This is a genomic window from Pseudomonas sp. R11-23-07 (assembly GCF_003852295.1).
Lineage (GTDB): Bacteria > Pseudomonadota > Gammaproteobacteria > Pseudomonadales > Pseudomonadaceae > Aquipseudomonas.
In genome coordinates, this window is record NZ_CP027761.1 from 1,729,891 (window position 1) to 1,751,067 (window position 21,177).

Here is a 21,177-nt window from a genome sequence, read left to right on the forward strand (position 1 = left end):
TGTCTCCGATAGGGGGCTGGGCGGTTGAGGCCGCAGGTCAGAATTCAGCCAGGGCTTGTTTGCCGCCGCCGGTTACCGGTGGGCGCTGGGCTTGGGAGTGGTCTTGTGTGTTGCCGAGGGTCGTTTTCAGCTCGACCAGGTCTCTGCTGAGCTGCTCGACCTTGGTGTTCAGTTCACCGGAGAATTTCTTCTCTGCGGCAATTTGATCCGGCAGGTCTTTGACGTGGTCGGCGATCGCTTCGACGGCCTGGCCGATCTGGGCGAACTCTGCATCGTCCCTCGCCTGTTTACCGCCCAGCAGCGCCTGGACCTTGCTGAAAAGCTGGGCGCTGAGGCTGGGCTTGTCTTCGACTTCTTCAAACCGCAGTTCCGTTTCAACGGCCTCGGTGAACATCGACGTCGCCGAGTAGTGGCGGTCTTTGAATGGGCTGGATTCTGGTTTCTGCGCCGAGAAGGACAGCACGTCGGTGCCCAGACTGGCCGGGGAATCGGTCACAGCCAGGCCGACGATGTACGCCTCGCCCGTATCCGAGAAGCTGTCGTCGATTTCGATGGAGGTGTAAATCTTCTGCTTGGCCTTGTTCATAGCGATCAGGTCGGGCGTCGGCTCGACCTGTGCAAACAGGGCCAGCTTCTTCTGACCGTTGATTTCCACTTCTTCGGTCTTGACCGCGAGCACGTCGCCGTAGGCTTTGAACGGGCTGTCTGGCAGCAAACTGCGGAAGTGCTCCAGCCAGATCCGGGCGCCGTAGGTGGATGGGTTGAAGTTTTTCGCCGCCTGTTCCAGCCAACTGCGTTTGATGGTGCGCTTGTCCGAGGTAGCGCCCTCGACGGCGACACGGAACCAATTACTGCGAAATTTCTTCATGCCTGGAATCCTCAATGCGTTGGGCGCTAAGTGCGTTGCAATGAGGGGCATGGTCGTGACGCGCGCGAGTTGCGGCAACGGGACGAGATTGTAGAGGGCGGATCTACAAGGGGCGGCGCTACTGAGTCGCAGGCCAGAGCGGCAGCATCGCGGCCATGACTACGACCGAACTGCTCCCCATCGATCCCAGACGCCAATCCAAGTTCCTCTATTGGATGGGTTGGCGTATCTGCGAGATTGCCGAGGCTACGGGCGAAAAGGAAAAAACGCTACACAGCTGGAAGGCCCGTGACGAGTGGGACCGGGCCGACAACGTTGAGCGGATTGGGGGCGCACTGGAAGCGCGCCTGGTGCAATTGATCCTCAAGGAAGGCAAGAGCGGCGGTGACTTCAAGGAAATTGACCTGTTGCACCGGCAGTTGGAGCGCCAGGCGCGCATTCAGCGTTTTCAGGGGGGCGGTACCGAAACCGAACTCAACCCCAACCTTGCCAAGCGCAACGAAGGGCCGAAGAAGAAGACGCCAAAAAACGACATCAGCGAAGACCAGATCGAGCTGCTGCGCGAAGCGTTTATCGATGGGTGTTTCGACTACCAGAAAGATTGGTATCGGGCGGGAAACCAGCGCACTCGCGTAATCCTCAAAAGCCGGCAGATCGGCGCCACTTACTACTTTGCTCGCGAGGCGTTCATTGATGCGCTGGAGACCGGGCGCAATCAGATATTCCTGTCGGCTTCGAAGAACCAGGCTTACCTGTTTCGGGGATACATCCAGGCGTTTGCCCGCGAGGTCATTGGTGTTGAGCTGACCGGCGATCCCATTGTCTTGCCCAATGGCGCCGAGCTGTTTTTTCTCGGTACCAATGCGCGCACCGCCCAGGGCTATCACGGCAATTTCTACTTTGACGAATTCTTCTGGACGTTCAAATTCGAAGAGCTGAACAAAGTCGCGTCGGGTATGGCGATGCACAAGAAGTGGCGCAAAACCTACTTCTCGACGCCCTCGACCATGGCTCATGAGGCCTACACATTCTGGACTGGCGAGCGATTCAATAAGGGCAAGCCGGCGGCGCAACACACCAAGGTTGATGTTTCCCATGGTGCGCTCCAGCAAGGGCGATTCTGCGAGGACCGGTTGTGGCGCCAGATCGTCACCATTCTCGACGCGGAGCAGGGCGGCTGCGACCTGTTCGATATTGAGGAACTGCGCCGCGAGTACAGTCCCGAGGCGTTCGCCAACCTGCTGATGTGCGAGTTCGTTGACGACGGGGCGAGCATTTTCCCGCTGACGGTGCTGCAGCCTTGCATGGTCGACAGCTGGGTCGAGTGGGCCGAGGACTACAAGCCGTTTGCCATGCGCCCGTTTGGTGATCGTCAGGTGTGGGTGGGCTATGACCCTGCGGAAACCGGCGACTGCTCCGGCCTGGTGGTGGTCGCGCCGCCGCTGGTACCGGGCGGCAAATTCCGGGTGTTGGAACGTCACCAATTCCGTGGGATGGACTTCGCGGCGCAGGCCAGCGTGATTAAAGCCGTCTGCGACCGCTACTGGGTGACGTATATCGGGATCGACGTCACCGGCCTGGGCAGCGGCGTGGCGCAGCTGGTGCGCCAATTCTTCCCCAATGTCACCACGTTCAGCTATTCGCCCGAGGTCAAGACGCGCCTGGTGCTGAAGGCTTACGACGTGATCCACCGGGGCCGGCTGGAGTTCGACGCTGGCTGGACCGACATGGCGCAGTCGCTGATGGCGATCCGCAAGACCATCACCGCAGGCGGTCGCCAATTCACCTACACCGCCGGCCGCAACGACAACACCGGCCACGCCGATCTGGCATGGGCGCTCTTTCACGCATTGCACAACGAACCGCTGGAGGGGCAGACCTCTGCCAACACCGGGCGGATGGAGATTTTTTGATGTCGAACCGCCGCAGAAATAACAAGCAACTGGCTCAGGCACCCGGCGTGGTAACGCAAGAGTTTATCCCGCGCAGTGATAGCAAGATGGAGGCGTTCAGCTTCGGCGACCCGTCACCCGTACTGAGCGGTCGGGAGGTGTTCGATTATCTGGAGTGCTGGTTTAACGGGCGCTGGTACGAGCCCCCGCTGTCTTTGGATGGGCTGGCACGGTCGGTGGGATCCAGCGTGCATCTGCACTCGGGCTTAATGTTCAAGCGCAACCTGTTGAGCAAGACCTTCATCCCGCATCGGCTGCTATCGCGCGCGGCGTTCGAACAGTTCGCCCTGGACTTCCTGTGCCTTGGAAACGGTTATCTGGAGGCCCGGCGCTCAATGCTTGGTCCGGTGCGCGAGCTGGTGCCACCCCTGGCGAAGTACATGCGCCAGGGCAAGGACGGCCGGCAGTTCATGGTCCAGGGCTGGAAGCAAGAGCATGAATTTGAGCCAGGCACCGTTTTCCATCTCCGGGAGGCGGATCTGCACCAGGAAGTCTACGGCCTGCCCGAGTGGATCAGCGCCCTGCAGTCGGCATTGTTGAATGAGTCAGCCACGCTTTTCCGTCGCAAGTATTACGAGAACGGCAGTCATGCCGGTTTCATTCTTTACATGACCGACGCCGCGCAGAACGAAGCGGACGTCGACTCCCTACGCAAGGCGTTGAAGGACTCCAAGGGGCCTGGCAACTTCCGCAACCTGTTTGTGTACTCGCCCAACGGCAAAAAAGACGGGCTGCAGATCATTCCGGTCAGCGAAGTGACAGCCAAGGATGAATTCAACTCGATAAAAAATCAGACCCGCGATGACGTGCTGGCCAGCTTGCGTATTCCGCCGCAGCTGATGGGCATCGTGCCGCAAAACGCGGGTGGGTTTGGATCAATCAGGGAAGCGGCGCAGATCTACGCGGCCAATGAACTGGAGCCGATTCAGGCGCGTATGGCGCAGGTGAATGAGTGGCTTGGGGAGGAGGTCGTGCGCTTCAAACCTTATGAAATTCCCGTAGGGGCTTAAAACCCCCTGCGCAGTAAACGAGGCGACGAACCGGTGCGTCAACATCGGTTCGACGCTGAGTCACTCGAACACGCCGAGTGCTCCAACCAAGGCCTCGCCCCACTGCGCAGGGGGTGCGAAGCCTAAGCGAATCCAATTTTCAAAACAAGGATCACTTATGAGCACACCAATTATCCCTTGGATGGGCGGCAAGCGCCGCTTGGCAGATCGTCTAATACCACTGTTTCCACCCCATGAATGCTATGTCGAGGTTTTTGCTGGTGGCGCCGCGCTTTACTTCATGCGGCCCCAAGCTGCGCCGGTTGAAGTTCTCAACGATATCAACGGCGACCTGGTGACGCTGTACCGCGTCGTGCAGAACCACCTGGAAGAGTTCGTGCGCCAGTTCAAATGGGCGCTCAGCTCCAGGCAGGTCTTTGAATGGCAGAAAATGACCCGGCCCGAAACCCTTACCGACATCCAGCGCGCGGCCCGGTTCTTCTACCTGCAGCATCACGCTTTCGCCGGGAAGGTCAGTGGGCAAACTTTCGGTACCGCAACGACGGGGCCGGCCATCAACCTGCTGAGGATCGAGGAGAACCTGTCTGCAGCCTGGCAACGCTTGTCCGGTACCTACGTCGAGAATCTCGGGTGGCTTGAGTGCGCCGAGCGCTATGACCGGCCACATACCTTCCATTACATGGACCCACCGTATTGGCAGACCGCCGGCTATGGCGTGGACTTCCCCTTCGAAAACTATGAGCGGATGGCCGAGTTCATGCGGCGTTGCAAGGGCAAGGTGATGGTGAGCATCAACGATCACCCCGATATCAGGCGGGTGTTTGAGGGATTCCACTTCGAAACGGTGGATATTCGATACAGCACGGCCAATCAACGCCAGGCGAAGGCCGAAGTTAGCGGCGAGCTGGTGATCATGAACTGGGAGCCCAACGCCTTCGGCGGACTTTTCTAACTCAAGGGCTGGATCAAACCGGCCTGTTTGTTCTTCACGTTGCCCACCGCGACGTCAACCTTGAACCATTCAAAGGACTCGGACGGCTCGCCCTGGTGCAACACCATCTGCTCGGCACGCTCCTTGGGCGTTGCCGGGTCCAGCCATTCACGGGCCAGGTCCGGGGTCAACACCACGGGCCTTCTGTCGTGAATGTCCACCATGCCGCCGGCACTGTCGGCAGTGATAATCACGAACCCGTCATGCTCGCCTGGCCCCTCATCGGGGTCAGGTAGCTGGCCGATGGATGCACATAGCACCGGCGCGCCATCCCGTCTACGGATCAGGTAGGGCTGTTTTTTTGGCCCGCCTTCATCGACCCATTCAAACCAGTTATCTATTGGCGCGATTGCGCGATGCGGCCAGATCGAGCGGAAGAATGGCCCATGAGCGACCTTCTCAACTCGGGCATTGATTGGCGCGGCTCGGTCCTTTGCCCAGTGCGGTCGCCAGCCCCAGCGCACTGGGTCGGCGTGAAGCAGCTCGCCCTGCAAATGCAGTAGTGCAACCTGGGTCGTAGGAGCGACGTTATAGCGGTCAAGCGGCAGATCCCCTACGGAATTAACCAGCGCGTTGGGCATGCTTAATGCCGCGACGAAGTCGTGGATGCCGCTGTACTGCGAGAGCCTTCCACACATATCTATTTCCGTTCGTCGATTTCAATGAACGGCCGCGCCCCGACCCCTCTCTAGAATTTTGACATCAAGCAGGGAGATTCGTCATGGCGGGGTATATTCTGAAAATTAAAGAGATTGGGGTTTTTGGTGGAAGCCGCAAAGCTTGCTCCTTTTTTTCGGCCACGCCGGAAGAAAGATACGATTTTCGTTGTCTTGTAGCCGATCACCTTGCTCAGCGAGGCCTTGTCAGCAAGGTAGAGTGGCGCGAGTTAAGCGAGGAGGCGGCTGCTGCCTACGCCGATGAGCTTGGCTGATTTGGGTTCCTAGATAGAAAACCCTGACCTGAACACTTCAGGCAGTCTTCTCGCAGCACGAACTGGTCCAAACAAGCGGCGCACTTGGTGAATTGGGCGCATTGCAGTAGGGGCCTGGCCTTGCGGTAACTTTCAAAATCATGCTCCTCCAAGGCGACCTGGGCGCAATCTACCACCGCCCGGTAGGTGTCAGCGTCGCAGATGATTGGATAAACCTTCCCATTGATAACTTGTGCAGTCTGCACCAAGTCGTACAGCTCACCGGATGGTGCGATAAGCAGCAGCCCCTCTATAGCCCAGGCTTTATTGCTATTGCGAAATTCCAGGCGACGGTCACGGTTGGTGCCAACCACCTTTCCATCAAACCCACAGGCACCAGGGCCGGTGACTGAATAGTACGTGTTGGACATTATCTGCCCAATGCACTCCGATCCGGCTCTGCGCACTACATCGTAGTGTCCACCAAACATGTATCCCTCAACGTCGGTAGCCAGTTCTTCGACGGCATGCCAATAGGCCGCGTCAGCCAACTCGTCCATTTCCATCTTTTCCATTTGATCAATCACCCCTGCCTCCAGCATGCCCTTGGTTTCCCACCTGCACATAGATCTGTGAGCCTCGGGGTTATCCATTCGGCTAAGGCCGTCGTCAAGAATCAGACGCCATTTGGCGAGCCAAGCCGTTTTGAGTTCTAAGAGGGTCATGCTATTGACTGCTTATAAATACTGTATGCGCATACAGTAATCGAGGTTTGCAACGTACGCGATTTGAGGCGACGAGCTGTAGGCAGTGAGGCGGCAGGGGAGGAAAAAGTGAGCGGGGGGAGGATGAAAGTTTGCGCTTTTACGACGTGAAAAAACCCATCCCAACATAGCATTTTGGTGACGGCACGGCAATCGAAAGCAGGGCTTCAGCCAGTAAATACGGGGCCTTGACACGTTGGCCGGCGTGTCGTGGCTCGGCGGCGTCAGGGCACGTCGCCGGGCCGATGCGCACGCCTACGGTGCGGGGGTGTGGCGTGCCACAAGTTGCCGGGGAAGTGACGTGCTACAGGCGGTCGGTAGGATGGTCTGCACCTGGCGCGCGCCGTCGTCCCCCCACCTCGCCTGCGGGCTAAATGGGTCGTTTTTTCTGCGGCCCTGCGGACGGCCCAACGCGGCACTGGCCGGGGGGCTGCTCGGCGTTATGGGGTGGTCAAAAGCCTGCGGAACCCTGCACCGAGGGGGTATTTCGTTGAATGCGTTTAAACGCTCTGGTGTTGAGGGGGAGGGGGGGGAGTCTCAAAAAGAGTAACTTCAGTAATCGCCCCACCGAAACGGCCTGGAGGCCACGTATTCCGCGGGATTTGAGATTACAAAAAGGAGTAACAGAGAAGTAATTGAAAAAGTAATTTACCACCAACCTATTGATTTTAAAGGGCTTTATGAAAGTAGAGAATTACATTTATAAAGAGTAATCAGATTACTTCAATATTACTTAAAGATTACCTTTTGCTAAAAACATAAAACCCTTTGATTTCAATGGCTTGAACGTAGAAAACGGTCAAGATTACTTATGTTACTCTTTTTTTTGCCCCCCTCCAGACCCCGGCCGTCAGGCCCCTATACGTGTGATGCGCACGCGTACAAAGATGCATGCTGATGCCCATGGGAATGGCGTGGGAATGCTTTCGCGCAACTGGCACCGCTGGAGCCCTTGTATTCCGGGGCCTCGGCTGAGCGATCGAGGGTGCGGGTACTTTCGAATCTCTCCTTCATCGCCACAAGTGGTAAACGCAAATACTTGATTCTCAGAGACGTTCGGGTGTTTTCTATTTCTGAGGTCTGAAAAAGGGCCCAATGGGACAGATGCACCATCTGGTGTGAGAAAAAGTTTGATGAACGAACGTTTAAACCAATGTGTTCCCGATTCCTGGACTAGGCTTTTCAAATCCATCGATCAAGGACCATTTACATGCCTGATAACTCAGACTCCAACGTCGTAACGGCAGATGCGCTGACATTGCTTCTGCACAACCAGCACGCCCTGGCGGCGGCAATAGAGGAGGTCACCGTATGGCTTTCAGCGAATGGCGTAGAGGGTGTTGCAGATAACGCAATCGCAGCCATGGAAACCTTGGATGCAAACGCCAAAGCGCTTACAGAGGCGATTATGCGACTACGGCACTTCTAGGCAGTCACCTTAGCAGCCAGCGATCGGCAAATAGCGGACTTGCACCTGACCAAGATGGTACGGCTACAGACGTCAGTTTTACCGGGTCAACTTTTAATCGTGCCGCACTGTATCATCGCATGATCTTCCCACCAGGGATCGATACGCTGCCTACACTGGTCATACAGTTAGAGTCGATAGGAATCATTGTCTCGCATGCACATGAAAATAATCCGTGCAAAAGCTAGTATCAATAATCCAGCTAATGTGAGTAATATACCCTGCGTTGCACCATCCAAACTTTCCCAGCGAGTTTTGCTTAGTCGCCTGCCATCAACCCATACCCAATCTGCAACGCCCTGATATATTAGGCTGCCATCTTCTTCAGCTTTTCCAACTATATTTCCGTTGTAAAAAGAGAATTCATGCCCGTCCGTATTATCTACTTTTTCTCCGTTTAGGTGTAAATATCCAATATTGCCGCTAATTGTTAGGCCCTGCATGGCTCCTTGAGAAATTAAGTCTCTTATTCTCTCTGGTTTAATGTTGCTAACTGATAGCCAGCCTTCGAATCCAGTAAGACTGAAAGAGTTTTGCTTAGAAAAACTATACACTTTGCCTGTTCGTGTTTGATGAATCTCAAGACTAATTTTTATTATGCCGGCCTTTGAGACGCTCAAAGGTAAAGTTGATCCGGATAAGTTGAAAGGCGCGCAGATACTGGGCGTGGCTTTCGACTCTATAGGCTGGAATGTGAGCGAGTAAATCTTTCCGTTTATATTAAGCTTTATTGTCTTTTTTTCGGTTGTTATTTCGGAAGCGTCGTTATTGGTCAATAGTGGAAATTGAATTATGAACTTTTTTGATGTCTCATTTGACCAGTATTCAGTCAAGTCAGTAGTCATCAAAAATCGATTAAGTTCGTGCCCCTTGTCATCCTTAAAATGCCATGTGGGAGCTATCATTGAGTGAGGGGCTTTAATATTTCCCTCACCTGTTTTAGATCCTAAGATTACCACACCCTTATCTAGGGTGATGGAGAGCTCTCTTAACTTTGTAATCTTTAAAGCTTTCGATGCATCTATACTTGTTTTCAATAAATCACCAAAAGTGCAACCGTCAAATGCAGCAATGGTAACTTCAAACTCATCAGAGTTAGTGGCTCTCCACCCCAATATTGCATTGTCTGCATTTCCTTGAAAGGTAAGGCTTCCTTCAAACTTACCGTTCATAAATTCAAAATCACTTTGAGTGTTTTTTTGATGTTCGCAGTCGCATTCGGCCGCAATCTTTTGAAGATGCCGCTCTTTCATTTCTTGATTTATAATATAGCCGGCGCCGGATCTTGGTGATGTTTTTGCCTCTATGTTAGTGGGGGTGGGGTTGAATACCAAAGTCAGCGCGTAGTATTGAAATAAGAAGATGATTAGCCCCAAAACTCCCGGTAATAATGAGGACAGAAGTTCCGCTAGTTTCACATGCTCGACCATGCTTTTCTTAAAGCGCTCTGAGCTCCAAAGAATTACGACCAAAAGAGATGATGTTAATGGGGCGCCCACTATATTGCTAGCTATACTTTCTAGAAGATGAGAAACCGTGAACGTCTTGTGCCAAAAGAATGATCCTATATCTAAGAGGGACATGAAGCCGAACGAAGTGACGGAGGTCAAAATGATTGCTCCCCGCATCGAGTGACTTACATAAATACTTATCGTCAAGGCGGCAGCCCCAACACTGTAAAGCAAATAGTTATTTCCGAAGATCCAATCTTTAAAACTAGGAAAACTTATGAGTGCATCCTTATACACGCTTTGATAAAGACTTGAGCTAGGACTAGTTAATAAAGCTAGTCCATGTTGTTGAAATGAGGGGCCTAAAGTAAGCAGGAGAAGTGCGCAAAAGAAAATTGACACTAAGGTAGTATATTTTGTTATTTGATTAAATTTAATTGTCAGCAATTTATTCTTGAGTCCGTTCAGGATGCGAGTAGGACCTCGCAGGGGTCAGGCAAAGCATATCTTACGGGCATGGAGTCCGGCGGAAAAGTATTCCGGTTCGGAAGTAGTATCGTCCCACATGGTCCGAGTGGCCGCTAGGGTTTTGAGCAAAGGTAACCGCAAAATTAGGTTGAATGGGAGCAAGGCGGTTGTGCAGCAATTTCTTTGAAGATAATAAATACTCGCTTGCCATGGCGAGCGACTTCTTGTTTAAAGAAATCAAGCATAGAAATGACAGCTCTCGTATTTGCTAAAGCCAGCGAAAAGGGGGCAGGGCGTCAGTGCGCGGGAGTAGTGCTGGTACGAAAGTTATACAGGCGGGAGACAAAAGTGCTGCCGTACCCGTGCTGTAAAGCCTGTAAGGTTGAGCGTTCCAATCCGTGATGGTTGATGGGTACGTTGTTACAGAATACCCATCTTTAGCTGAGTACGAACGGTTCCAAGCCAATCTTCGCTGAAATGGTGCTGTAGATTTTGGAGTTGCCTACCTCCTACTCCAGCTTTATCGGCTAGCTGCTGGAGGGAGACGACTCGATCCACCAATTTTAGGACATGAGTTGCGCGAACCGCTGCTCTATCTGCGGTGGAAATAGCACTGATAACTGCTTCAGCCGGATTTGCGTGCAGCCATGCCATCATATGGAGCTCGCCTGCGTCAATCGCAGGCAGATCGGGACAATCTATGGCAAGTGAGATAAGCATAATGTCGTCTACACTGTGCACCTTTGACAAACCTGCCAATAGTTCCTGTGTTGGTATCGGAACGCGACCAGGCTTCAGCGGGTCCCCAGCGGTACACTCATCAACACAGCACTGAACAGCTTCGACTTCATAGTATTGACACAGAGCTTTCCAGCAATTGATGCGGAATGCCTCAATGATAATGCATGTATCGACAAGTACCCGCTGCTTAGCCATTGTTTAGTCTAAGTTCGCAAACGGAACAGACTTATCGTACTCATGCATTAGCGATGCTAGTTGTTCTAATGTCATAGACAATGCTTTTGCCGCTTTACGAGCAGACACATGGCCGCGAGCTATCCCATCATGTAGAAGCGTTACAAAAGTTTCAGAAAGCAGTTTTGGCTCATCATTCTGAAACTTTGGAAGCTTTAGATTTCGCAATTTATCGCAGGTTGGCTTATCAATCATTTTTGCATTGAAGAGGCGGAATGCTAAAGCTCCTGTGGAGACTTGCATCTGATGCGCGATCTCAACTAAATAATCTGCATCACCAAAACGCGCAGGATCGATAAGCTTCGTTAGACTCGACGTTGGCATTAAAACTGCAGCAGCGAAGTTGTCAGCCAATTTCTCGATTCGTTTGTGCCTGCGTGCTTTAGGATCGGAATTTGGATCTTCCCTGTGCTCAGGAGGCAATGCATCCCACGTTAATGCGTGGAACAACTCATGCGCAACATCAAAATGGCGCCGCCAGAGCGTTTCGCGGCGATTGATTACGATTACGCCTAAATCGGGTAATCGACACATCGCCCCGGAAATACCCTCCGGGCTTGAGCCAATTTCATCGTCGATAAAAAGGATAGGTAAATCAAGTTTGCTTTCTATACGCTCAACAAGATTATGAGTAGGGATAAGCCCTAGCTCAAGCTCCTGCGCTATAGCCTCACCCCAGCCCCATGCGTCTTCAAATGTCGGGTTGGCCGGCATCCGTAGCACCTTAGAGAGAGCTTTCGACGGTCCTCGGACAGCTACCTTTAAAAATCGCAGAAGCCCAACAATCTGGCCAATACGCGATTCGAAATCGTTAAGAGACTCATTTGAAACGGTTGGTGAAACTCTCCAGGAGAAGTTGGCTGCACCGGCAACGACAAAGGGGTCGATGAACCAATCAATGGGTCTTTTGAGCTCCTGGCTGATGCGCACCAGCTCAGATGGTTGGACGCGACGTTCACCGGTCTCAATAGTGGAAAGAGTTTGTCGGTCTGCAAATCCGACTGAGCTGGATAATTGCTTTTGCGTCAAGCACAGGGCTTCACGGGCGGCGCGAATGCGTTCGCCAATTGCGCGGGCGCTTGCAGAGGTCTGATCAAGTGATTTCATGCGCCAATGCTAATCTTGCAATTGCACAAATGCAAGGAAAAGCATGATGCTAAATCGCTTTCCAGCAGTGAAGTTCTGATTTTGCTTGGTACATTTGTGGTACGCATAGATCCCAAATACGCTGAAAGAGCCGTGCGGTGCGGCCTGTAGCATCAGTCGTTCCAATCCATCATCGGAGCGACGGATAAAGCGATAGAACGATTGGGGGGCAGGCGCAAGCCTCTAGGAAATATCCCACACCTTTCTCAGCTTGTCCCTCAGACCACCCCTAGCTAACCTCCTCAAGCCGCTGCCAACCCAGCGGCCGGATGTGGAAGTCCGACCAAGCTGAAGGCGCTCAATCGCCCATAAACACCTGCCGACGTTTTTTTACGTCTGTATGATTGCTTATGGCGGCTGTGCGCGGGGCACTTCGGTGCGCCGGGTCCTTTAGCCCTGGTCTTCCACACCTGCGTACAGCTGCCACCCCCTCATGTGGAAGTGAGATAGGCAGTTCCTTAAACGCTAAAGGAGCTTCGCCATGTGCAAGGTCACACCTAATCCGCCTTATGCTTCAAACACTGCATCCTCTGACCCCAAGCTTCAAGCCGCAGCCCAGCGGGCAATCAATCATCACTTGCCCCCATCCGACGACGCTGCACCCGCCGAACGCCCAAGCAACAACCTCTTCCTCGTCAACCCAACCCTCGAGCCCGAAACCCTCCTGGCCAACGCCGCCGAAAACCTCGCATCCGCCAACGAAATGGCCGCCACCCTGGCGTTCGACCTCGACGACTCCCAACGCGCCATCGCCCTGGGCATTCAGCAGTTAATCGAGTTGAGTTCGCTGCTCGTAGACCGAGCCCAAGAACAAGTTGCGCCTGTAATCAAACCAGTCAAAGCCTGACAACCAACCCTGCCGCCTTACCCCAAGGCGGCAACCTGAACCCATGCTGTCCCGCAGCTAAGTTTCATAATTCCCTGCGGCGCTGAGGTCTACGATTCTCTGCAAGAGAGGACCCCAGCGCCTCCAGCCCACAGGGAACTGAAACTATGATTTCGAACCTCGTCAAAGTCGTGATGATCACCGGCACGTTGTTATTGAGCGCTTGTTCATCTTCGCCGGCCGTGAGCAGCGACCCGTGCTTTTCAGGGGGGTGTCAGGCATTTGGTGACCACAGCCCCAGCAAAGCCGCCAAGATGAATTTTGGTGGCAGTGGGCTGGGGAGTAGTTATGGGGAGTATGGGGCGGGGTTGTTGCATGATGATTGATGAGTGGTGGGTCAGCCATTGAGGTGGTGACTGGCCTATTGCTATCGGGGGCAAGCCCCCTCCCACATTGGATCTGTGGTGGGGGCAAGATTGTGGGTGTTACTGGCCGCCTTTCATGCGCCGGGCGATCAGGTAGAGGCCCAATCCTATCAGGGCCGTCACCGCGCCGATGTAGCCGGTGCTGGTCCAGCCAAACCCAGCGGTAATCGCCATGCCGCCAAACCACGGCCCCAGCGCATTCGCCAGGTTGAACGCGGCGTGGTTGGACGCTGCTGCCAGGCTGGGGGCTTCGTGGGCGATGTCTATCAGGCGGATTTGTAATGGCGCCGCCAGGGCGATCATGGTGCCGACGAGGCCGATGCCCAGCAGTACGCTCCACAGCGAACTGGCGGCGAAGGTGAAGAAGATCAGTACGGCCATCGACCACACCAGAATCCAGCCCACCGCGCGAAATTGCATGCGATCAAACAGCTTGCCGCCGGCAATGTTGCCGATGATGCCGCCCATGCCAAACGCGGCGAGGCCGAAGGGGATCCATTGCGGTGAAACCTTGGTCACTTCCAGCATGGTCGGCGCCAGGTAGCTGAACACGCAGAACATGCCGGCAAACCCGATCGCGCCGATGGACAGCGCCATCCACACTTGGGGTTTGGTGAAGGCGCGCAGTTCCTTGCGCGGGTCACTGCGTTCTTCATCGTGGCGGTGGGGCACAAATTGCCAGACCAGGGCGATGGTGCACAGGGCGATCACGCTAACCAGGGCGAACGCCGAGCGCCAGCCCAGGTGTTGGCCGAGGAAGGTGGCGATGGGGTTGCCGAGCAGCATGGCCAGGGTCAGGCCCATCATCACTCGGGCCACGGCGCCGGCGCGTTTGTCGCTGGGCACCATGCTGGAGGCAACCACGGCGGCGATGCCGAAGTAGGCGCCGTGGGGCAGCCCGCTGATAAAGCGGAAGGCTACCAGCGAGCCGAAGGTGGGGGTGAAGGCGGTGGCGAGGTTGCCCAGGGCATAGAGGCCCATCAGCAATAACAGCATGTGTTTGCGCAGCAGCTTGGCGCCGAGGATGGCCAGCAGCGGGGCGCCGACCATCACGCCCAGGGCGTAGGCGCTGATGGCGTGGCCGACCTGCGGTTCGCTCAAGCCCAGGTTCTGGGCGATGTCGGGCATCAGGCCCATGATGGCGAATTCGCCGGTGCCGATTGCGAAAGCGCCCACGGCCATGGCCGCTTCCATTTTGGCGGCACTGCGCGCGGGCAGGACGTGCCCGGGTGTTGGGTGGGTAGACATGAATTGCTCTGTTTGGATGAGGTGTACGAAAGACAATCGCCGATGCTACGCATGGGACGGTGAGGGTGTCTAGAACAGCCAGGCGCATGAGAGTTCCGGGCCTGTGACCCCAGGTCGCGGCTGGCAGCCTTGACACCTGCGCGATAAAACCTGCGATTTAAAGGTGTCAATTGGCCAAACGGCGCATAAACGCGGTTTGGCGTGATATTCTGCGCGCCGTCTTGGTCTAGTCTTTCCCTGGTGCGTACACCCGTATACGTCCCGGCGGTTGGCTGTCGCCCAGGTAGCTGAAGCCAATAATGATAAGAAGTCAGCGCAGAAGGGACAAAAACAGTGAGGTCGCTACGTCGGCCTTGTGTGCCCACCCTACGGCCTGCAGAGTCAGGGGCGGTAGGGCGGATGGCGTTTTATCATAGGTGCTACTGATGTTTAAGAAAGTAAACACTGCCCTGCTGGGGCTGGCTTTGTCGATGGGGATCACGTCCGTTCACGCGGAAGAGGCAAAGAAAGTCGATGTGCTGCTGATCGGCGGCGGCATCATGAGTGCAACCCTGGGTGTCTGGCTCAACGAGCTGGAACCGGGCTGGTCGATGGAAATGGTCGAGCGCCTCGATGGCGTGGCCGAAGAAAGCTCCAACGGCTGGAACAACGCCGGTACCGGTCACTCGGCCCTGGCTGAGCTGAACTACACCCCGGAAGACAAGAACGGCAATGTTGAGATCCCCAAAGCGGTCGAGATCAACGAAGCGTTCCAGATTTCCCGTCAGTTCTGGTCCTGGCAGGTCCAGCAGGGCGTGTTGAAGAACCCGCGTTCGTTCATCAACTCCACACCGCACATGAGTTTTGTGTGGGGCGATGACAACATCAAGTTCCTGAAAAAACGCTACGAAGCGCTGAAGGCGAGCCCGCTGTTCGCCGGCATGCAGTACTCCGAAGACCCGGCCCAGATCGCCAAGTGGGTTCCGCTGATGATGGAAGGGCGTGACCCGAACCAGAAAATCGCGGCCACCTGGACCCCGATCGGCACCGACGTGAACTTCGGCGAGATCACCCGCCAGTTCGTTGCCCACCTGCAGACCACCCCTAAGTTCGACCTGAAACTGTCGAGCGAAGTGCAGGACATCACCCGTAACGAAGACGGTTCGTGGCGTGTGAGCTACAAAAACCTCAAAGATGGCACCAAGACTGAAACCGACGCCAAGTTCGTGTTCATCGGCGCCGGCGGCGGTGCCCTGCACCTGCTGCAGAAATCCGGTATTCCGGAAGCCAAGGAATACGCAGGCTTCCCGGTAGGTGGTTCGTTCCTGGTCACCGATAACCCGACTATCGCCGAGCAGCACCTGGCCAAGGCCTACGGCAAGGCATCGGTCGGTTCGCCGCCAATGTCGGTTCCGCACCTGGACACCCGCGTGCTGGATGGCAAGCGCGTGATCCTGTTTGGCCCATTCGCGACCTTCTCCACCAAGTTCCTGAAAGAAGGCTCGTACCTGGACCTGCTGACCAGCACCACCACCCACAACATCTGGCCAATGACCAAAGTCGGTATTCGTGAATACCCGCTGGTCGAGTACCTCGCCGGCCAACTGATGCTGTCGGATGACGACCGCTTCAAGGCGCTTCAGGAGTACTTCCCGAACGCCAAGCAGTCCGACTGGCGCCTGTGGCAAGCCGGCCAGCGTGTGCAGATCATCAAGCGTGACGAAGAGCAGGGCGGCGTCCTGAAACTCGGCACCGAAGTGGTCAGCTCCGCCGACAACTCCATTGCCGGCCTGTTGGGTGCATCGCCAGGCGCGTCCACCGCGGCTCCGATCATGCTGACCGTGCTGCAAAAGGTGTTCAAGGACAAGGTTGCAAGCCCGGCCTGGCAGGAAAAACTGCACCAGATCGTGCCAAGCTACGGCACCAAACTGAACGACAGCCCTGAAGCGGTTGCCAAGGAATGGGCCTACACCGCCGGTGTGCTGCAACTGACTCCACCACCAGCCATTCCGCAACTGGCGGCTCCAAAGGCCACCGAGTCTGCCAAGCCTGCGGCTGAGCCAGGCAAGCCGGCGTCTGATCTGGCGCTGTAAGCAACGCTCAAGTAAAAGCCCGCTGAACCGATGACGGTCAGCGGGCTTTTTTGTGCGCGGCGTTCAGACCCTGAAGTGTCTGACTTGCTCGTACAGATGCAGGGCCAGCGCGTTAGCGGTGTCGCACAGCAGATACAGATGCTGTGCGGGGAGGGCCGGCAGTTGCGTGATTTGCCTCAGCCCTTCGCCCATGCGGCTCTCCTCCATCAGGCCCACGGCCACGCCGCTGCGCACGCAAGCTTCTACCGCTGATGAGTTGGGGCTTTCCAGCAGTACGCGATGGTAAATCCCGTGATCTTTCAGCGCCTGTAACGCCGCCGCGCGGTACGGGCAACCGGCGATAGGCACGGTGATCGGCAGCGGCGCGCTGGGTGGGTAACTGAACTGCTCGGCGGCGACCCACAGCGGTTGCACAGGCCCCAGGCGCTCACCCTGTGCCAGTGGGTGTGCGCTGACAGTGATGACCAGGTCCAACTGGTTTGCCGTGAACAGATTCAACAGTTCGCCACTGGTCCGCGCCTCGATTTCCAGTTCCAGCAGCGGGTTGTCGGCGATCAGTCCTGGCAGGAATTTGTGCATGAAGGCGGGTGCGTAGGTGTCAGGCACGCCCAGGCGGATCTTGCCCTGCATGCGCTGGGGCATCAGCGAGATCAGCAGGCGGTCGTGGCTTTTGAGGAATTCGGTGGTTTCGCCCAACAGTTTCCTGCCGTACAGCGTCAGATCCACGCCCTGGTTACTGCGGCTGAACAGGCGTTGGCCGACTTGGTCTTCCAGCTTCTGAATCTGCGTCGTCACGGTGGACGCGCTGCGGTGCACATGCTCGGCCGCTTCGTTGAAGCGGCCAAAGCGTGCGACGGCGTGAAAGGTGCGCAATAGATCAATATTCAGTTGTTTGGCCATGGTTCTACTAATGCGGATTGGTAATGCAGGTTATTCAAATATACAGAAGAGTCCTCCTTCCTTAGCCTTGAAGTCAACTACACAGGCTGGAGGCTGCATGAAGCGATCAACCCTGGGATTGCTGCTCTTACAAGGGGCGTTTGTTCTGTCATGGAGTTCGGGCTATATCGGCGCGAAGCTGGGCACCCAAGGCAGCGGTGCGTTCAATCTGCTGTTCTGGCGATTTTTGTTGGTATCGCTGTGCCTGGGCCTGTTCTTGAACGTCAGGTTGCTGAAGGTGACCTGGGCGCAGATCCGCCATTACGCCATCATCGGCTGCCTGTCGCAGTTTCTGTACCTGAGCTGCCTCTATGTGGCGATCCAGAACGGCTTGCCGCCGGGCATTGCGGCGATCATCGCGGCGTTGCAGCCGTTGATGACCGCCGCATTGTCGACAGGCAGTGCAACTGAGCGCAACGGCGGCTGGCAATGGGTGGGGCTCATGGTCAGCTTTGTCGGCGTAGCGATCGTGATCGCCGGGCAGTACAGCAACAGTGGCAAAGAAGTTGGCCTGGCCATGTATGTGCTGCCATTGGTGTCGGCGCTGGGGCTGACGCTGGCGACCTTGTACGAGCGCCGTTCGCAGCAGAGCACGCAGGCCGGCTTGCTCATGCCGCTGTTTATCCAATCGCTGCTGACGTTAATCGGCTTCACCGGCGCGGTTCTTTATACCGATACCTTGAGCATTCCACATGACGCCGACGTACTGGTTTCGATTGTGTGGCTGACGGTGTTTTCCACCTTTGCCGCCTACTTGAGCCTCTGGCGGCTGCTGCGCGTGATGACGGCTACTCGGGTTGCGGCGTTGGTCTATCTGGAGCCTCCGGTCACCCTGGTATGGGCGGCGCTGATGTTCGGCGACGAAATCCATGTTTCGACCTATGCCGGCATTGCCGTCGTGATTGCCGGGTTACTGTTGTTGCGCCTGAAGCGACCGACCGTCGCCTGTACGACCTGAGGCCTTGAGGGTTCAGCAATCTGACAGACATCTCCTGTTAAAAAATAACTCAAGCCCAGGCAGGAGCCCGGCTGGAACACAGGGGATTTCTTTCTGATGCAAGTACAGGGCGTTAACGCCCGAGGGTTTTGTATGTTGCTACGTTATGCAGCAATGGCGGCGGTAGTCGTCGCGGCATCCGGGTGTGTGCAAGAGCGCGTCGTGCATGAGCGCCGGCCGGTACAACGTGAGTATGTGGAAGTCGTGGCGCCGCAACCGCCGCCGGTGCAGGTGATCGAAGTCGAGCCGCCGGTGCGCGAAGGTTATATCTGGTCACGCGGTTACTGGCGCTGGGAAGGTGGGCGCTATGTAGCGGTGCACGGCCATTGGGAGCCGGTACGCGTGGGCTATCGCTATGTGCATCCGCATTGGGTGCAGCGCAACGATGGTTATCATTGGCAGGGCGGTGGTTGGGTTCGCTGAAAGAGCGGCCTCTCCCCAAAAGACGGCCTAGCCGATCCGTTTCATGCCCGCTGCCTTGACTGCATTCAGGTCGAAGGTGGCGGTGTACTCGCAGCCGGCCGCGTGGGCGCAGCGTTCGATCAGGCAGTCGGCGAAGTCTGCTTTGTTCGCAACGAACTTGCGAAGTGCCTGCCAGACGACATCGGCGTGCTCGACAGTGAGCTCGCGCGTATGCAACAGGGTTTCCAGCACCATCACCACATCGCTTTTGGCCGATTGGTAGCAGGCCTGCAGCACCCATACCAATTCCACAAGGGTCACCAGGCTGACAAAGCCCGGTGACGCGGCGCTCAATGATTCGATCAGTCGCGACGCCTTGGCGGATTGAACGGGCTCATCCTGGGTGACATAGCGCACCAGCACGTTGGTATCCAGGCCGATCATCCCGCATTTGCTCCCTGTGCCGCGATGGCCCGATTCATGTCCTCGATGGACACGGCAGTGGCAGGCTTGCGAATCAGCCCCTTGAGGTCGGTGACGGTTTTACTCGCGGCGATCATGGAAAACTTGCCGTCTTCCATTTCGACGAACTCCACCCGGTCACCTGTTTCCAGGCCGAGGGCCGTCCTGACCTGGACAGGGATGGTGATTTGCCCTTTTGAAGTAAGTGTGGCGGTTGCCATAGTGAAGACCTCCATCGTGATGCTCCTTACCTTAGGGTAAGGAGTGATCGAGGACAATATCCGTTGGTCCATAGGGTGCTCGCAGAAGTGGGTGAGTCGGTACTAAAACCCTAGTCCGAACTCTCGATCCCCACACCTTTGATCACGCGCCAAACCGATACAAACTATGACGGCTCGCCGCTGGCTCACTGCACCACGCGGTAACACGGCACATACGCTGCTCCGCCCGGCAATTTCATCCGGTGCTGGGCGACGAAGGCCTTTAGCAGTTCATCCAGCGGTTTCATGATCGCCGGGTCGCCGTGGATTTCGTACGGGCCCTTTTCTTCGATCAAACGAATGCCTTTGTCCTTCACGTTACCCGCCACGATCCCCGAGAACGCGCGACGCAGGTTGGCCGCCAGTTCATGGGGCGGCAGCGCATGGGTCAGTTGCAGGCTGGCCATGTTTTCGTGGGTCGGGTCGAAGGGGCGCTGGAAGCCTTCGTCGATCTTCAACAGCCAGTTGAAGTGAAATGCGTCGTTGCGCTCGCGACGGAACTGTTTGACCGCCTTGAGCCCTGCGGTCATCTGGCGCGCGACTTCGGCCGGGTCGTCGATGATGATCTGGTAATGCTTCTGCGCCGCTTCGCCGAGGGTCGCGCCGACGAACGCATGCAGTTGTTCCAGGTAAGGCGCCGCATGTTTGGGCCCGGTCAGCACGACCGGGAACGGCAGGTCGCGGTTGTCCGGGTGCATCAGGATGCCCAGCAGGTAAAGAAATTCCTCGGCCGTACCGGCGCCGCCAGGGAAGATGATGATGCCGTGGCCGACACGCACGAAGGCTTCGAGGCGTTTCTCGATATCCGGCAGGATGACCAGCTCGTTGACGATCGGGTTGGGCGCTTCGGCGGCGATGATGCCTGGCTCGGTCAGGCCCAGGTAGCGGCCGCCGGTGATGCGCTGTTTGGCGTGGGAAATAGTCGCGCCTTTCATCGGACCTTTCATCACGCCGGGGCCGCAGCCGGTGCACACGTCGAGGCTGCGCAGGCCCAGTTCGTGGCCGACCTTCTTGGTGTATTTGTATTCTTCGGTGTTGATGGAGTGGCCGCCCCAGCACACGACGATCTTGGGTTCGACACCCGCACGCAGCGTACGGGCATTGCGCAGCAGGTGGAACACGTAGTCGGTGATGCCCTGGGAGTTGCTCAGGTCGATGCGCTGGCTGTCCAGCTCGTTCTCGGTGTAGACGATGTCACGCAGGGCGCTGAACAGCATTTCACGGGTGCTGGCGATCATTTCGCCATCGACGAAAGCATCGGCCGGGGCGTTAAGCAGCTCCAGGCGCACGCCGCGATCCTGCTGGTGGATACGCACTTCGAAGTCTTTGTAGGCGTCGAGGATGGTCTTGGCGTTGTCGATATGCGCGCCGGTGTTGAGGATCGCCAGGGCGCATTGGCGGAACAGGGCGTAGATGCTGCCGCTGCCGGCTTCACTCAGTTGCTGGACTTCACGTTGGGACAGGGTTTCGAGGCTGCCCTTGGGGCTGACGGAGGCATTGATCACTTGACGTTGGGGCATTCTGGTTCCTTGAAAGCACAGCC

At 56.2% G+C, this 21,177-nt stretch carries 20 protein-coding genes; 10 read left to right on the forward strand and 10 right to left on the reverse strand.

Translation table 11 applies throughout. The features are described from left to right. Positions 1-37: 37 nt before the first annotated feature. Positions 38-868: a GPO family capsid scaffolding protein gene (locus tag C4J84_RS07890; protein ID WP_057704544.1), complete on the reverse strand. Its 831-nt coding sequence runs from the start codon at positions 866-868 to the stop codon at positions 38-40. 155 nt (positions 869-1,023) lie between these two features. Here C4J84_RS07890 and C4J84_RS07895 point away from each other — a divergent pair, with 155 nt between their 5' ends. The 3 genes from C4J84_RS07895 (at position 1,024) to C4J84_RS07905 (ending at position 4,782) form a co-directional block, all read left to right on the forward strand. Then, positions 1,024-2,781 (forward strand): terminase ATPase subunit family protein, encoded by a 1,758-nt coding sequence (locus C4J84_RS07895; protein WP_124435144.1) that lies wholly within the window; start codon positions 1,024-1,026, stop codon positions 2,779-2,781. Further along, positions 2,781-3,830, forward strand: a complete 1,050-nt coding sequence (locus C4J84_RS07900; protein ID WP_124435145.1) for a phage portal protein — start codon at positions 2,781-2,783, stop codon at positions 3,828-3,830. The genes C4J84_RS07895 and C4J84_RS07900 overlap by 1 nt, the downstream gene beginning before the upstream one ends. Before the next feature lie 157 nt (positions 3,831-3,987). After that, the gene (locus C4J84_RS07905; RefSeq protein WP_054919850.1) at positions 3,988-4,782 is read left to right on the forward strand and encodes a DNA adenine methylase; all 795 of its coding nucleotides are present in this window, start codon (positions 3,988-3,990) and stop codon (positions 4,780-4,782) included. On the opposite strand, the gene C4J84_RS07910 is transcribed toward C4J84_RS07905, so the two are convergent. Then, entirely contained in the window at positions 4,779-5,459 is a 681-nt protein-coding gene (locus tag C4J84_RS07910; protein WP_057704541.1) for an SOS response-associated peptidase family protein, read from the reverse strand. The two genes, C4J84_RS07905 and C4J84_RS07910, sit on opposite strands and share 4 nt — an antisense overlap. Positions 5,460-5,542: 83 nt before the next feature. Here C4J84_RS07910 and C4J84_RS07915 point away from each other — a divergent pair, with 83 nt between their 5' ends. Next, a complete protein-coding gene (locus C4J84_RS07915; protein ID WP_256681400.1) occupies positions 5,543-5,752 on the forward strand; it encodes a hypothetical protein in 210 nt (69 codons plus the stop codon). On the opposite strand, the gene C4J84_RS07920 is transcribed toward C4J84_RS07915, so the two are convergent. Beyond that, positions 5,731-6,456 carry a hypothetical protein gene (locus C4J84_RS07920; RefSeq protein WP_057704539.1) on the reverse strand — a complete coding sequence of 242 codons (726 nt, stop codon included), beginning with the start codon at positions 6,454-6,456 and terminating at the stop codon, positions 5,731-5,733. The genes C4J84_RS07915 and C4J84_RS07920 overlap by 22 nt on opposite strands. A 1,249-nt stretch (positions 6,457-7,705) precedes the next feature. On the opposite strand from C4J84_RS07920, the gene C4J84_RS07925 reads away from it, so the two are divergent. Then, a complete protein-coding gene (locus tag C4J84_RS07925) occupies positions 7,706-7,924 on the forward strand; it encodes a hypothetical protein (protein ID WP_124435146.1) in 219 nt (72 codons plus the stop codon). A 167-nt stretch (positions 7,925-8,091) separates the two neighbouring features. On the opposite strand, the gene C4J84_RS07930 is transcribed toward C4J84_RS07925, so the two are convergent. Both C4J84_RS07930 and C4J84_RS07935 read right to left on the reverse strand, forming a co-directional pair. After that, a complete protein-coding gene (locus tag C4J84_RS07930) occupies positions 8,092-9,861 on the reverse strand; it encodes a hypothetical protein (RefSeq protein ID WP_124435147.1) in 1,770 nt (589 codons plus the stop codon). 960 nt (positions 9,862-10,821) lie between these two features. Then, the gene (locus tag C4J84_RS07935; RefSeq protein WP_124435148.1) at positions 10,822-11,964 is read right to left on the reverse strand and encodes an ImmA/IrrE family metallo-endopeptidase; all 1,143 of its coding nucleotides are present in this window, start codon (positions 11,962-11,964) and stop codon (positions 10,822-10,824) included. A gap of 520 nt (positions 11,965-12,484) precedes the next feature. On the opposite strand from C4J84_RS07935, the gene C4J84_RS07940 reads away from it, so the two are divergent. After that, entirely contained in the window at positions 12,485-12,850 is a 366-nt protein-coding gene (locus tag C4J84_RS07940) for a DUF6124 family protein (RefSeq protein WP_124370057.1), read from the forward strand. Positions 12,851-12,996: 146 nt separating this feature from the next. Beyond that, positions 12,997-13,215 (forward strand): hypothetical protein, encoded by a 219-nt coding sequence (locus tag C4J84_RS07945; RefSeq protein ID WP_124419530.1) that lies wholly within the window; start codon positions 12,997-12,999, stop codon positions 13,213-13,215. A 99-nt stretch (positions 13,216-13,314) separates the two neighbouring features. Here the strand turns inward: C4J84_RS07945 and C4J84_RS07950 are convergent, their stop codons facing one another. Further along, a complete protein-coding gene (locus tag C4J84_RS07950) occupies positions 13,315-14,502 on the reverse strand; it encodes an MFS transporter (protein ID WP_124435149.1) in 1,188 nt (395 codons plus the stop codon). A 425-nt stretch (positions 14,503-14,927) separates the two neighbouring features. Between C4J84_RS07950 and mqo the strand changes: the two genes are divergently transcribed. Next, positions 14,928-16,574 carry a malate dehydrogenase (quinone) gene (gene mqo / locus C4J84_RS07955; RefSeq protein ID WP_124435150.1) on the forward strand — a complete coding sequence of 549 codons (1,647 nt, stop codon included), beginning with the start codon at positions 14,928-14,930 and terminating at the stop codon, positions 16,572-16,574. 63 nt (positions 16,575-16,637) lie between these two features. Here mqo and C4J84_RS07960 read toward each other — a convergent pair whose 3' ends face one another. Further along, a complete protein-coding gene (locus C4J84_RS07960) occupies positions 16,638-17,474 on the reverse strand; it encodes a LysR family transcriptional regulator (protein WP_124435151.1) in 837 nt (278 codons plus the stop codon). Positions 17,475-17,571: 97 nt separating this feature from the next. On the opposite strand from C4J84_RS07960, the gene C4J84_RS07965 reads away from it, so the two are divergent. Together C4J84_RS07965 and C4J84_RS07970 are read left to right on the forward strand one after the other, a co-directional pair. Continuing rightward, entirely contained in the window at positions 17,572-18,471 is a 900-nt protein-coding gene (locus C4J84_RS07965; protein WP_124435152.1) for a DMT family transporter, read from the forward strand. Positions 18,472-18,603: 132 nt separating this feature from the next. Continuing rightward, entirely contained in the window at positions 18,604-18,933 is a 330-nt protein-coding gene (locus tag C4J84_RS07970) for a YXWGXW repeat-containing protein (protein ID WP_124435153.1), read from the forward strand. A 27-nt stretch (positions 18,934-18,960) separates the two neighbouring features. Here the strand turns inward: C4J84_RS07970 and C4J84_RS07975 are convergent, their stop codons facing one another. The 3 genes from C4J84_RS07975 to ppnN all read right to left on the reverse strand — a co-directional run bounded on the left by C4J84_RS07975 (position 18,961) and on the right by ppnN (position 21,154). Continuing rightward, complete coding sequence (locus tag C4J84_RS07975) at positions 18,961-19,356, reverse strand: PIN domain-containing protein (RefSeq protein WP_124361830.1); 396 nt, start codon at positions 19,354-19,356, stop codon at positions 18,961-18,963. Further along, positions 19,353-19,610 carry an AbrB/MazE/SpoVT family DNA-binding domain-containing protein gene (locus tag C4J84_RS07980; protein WP_124366304.1) on the reverse strand — a complete coding sequence of 86 codons (258 nt, stop codon included), beginning with the start codon at positions 19,608-19,610 and terminating at the stop codon, positions 19,353-19,355. Before C4J84_RS07980 ends, C4J84_RS07975 begins: the two co-directional genes overlap by 4 nt. A 170-nt stretch (positions 19,611-19,780) precedes the next feature. Beyond that, on the reverse strand, positions 19,781-21,154 hold the full coding sequence (ppnN, locus tag C4J84_RS07985; RefSeq protein ID WP_124361832.1) for a nucleotide 5'-monophosphate nucleosidase PpnN: 1,374 nt from the start codon (positions 21,152-21,154) through the stop codon (positions 19,781-19,783). Positions 21,155-21,177 lie beyond the last annotated feature (23 nt).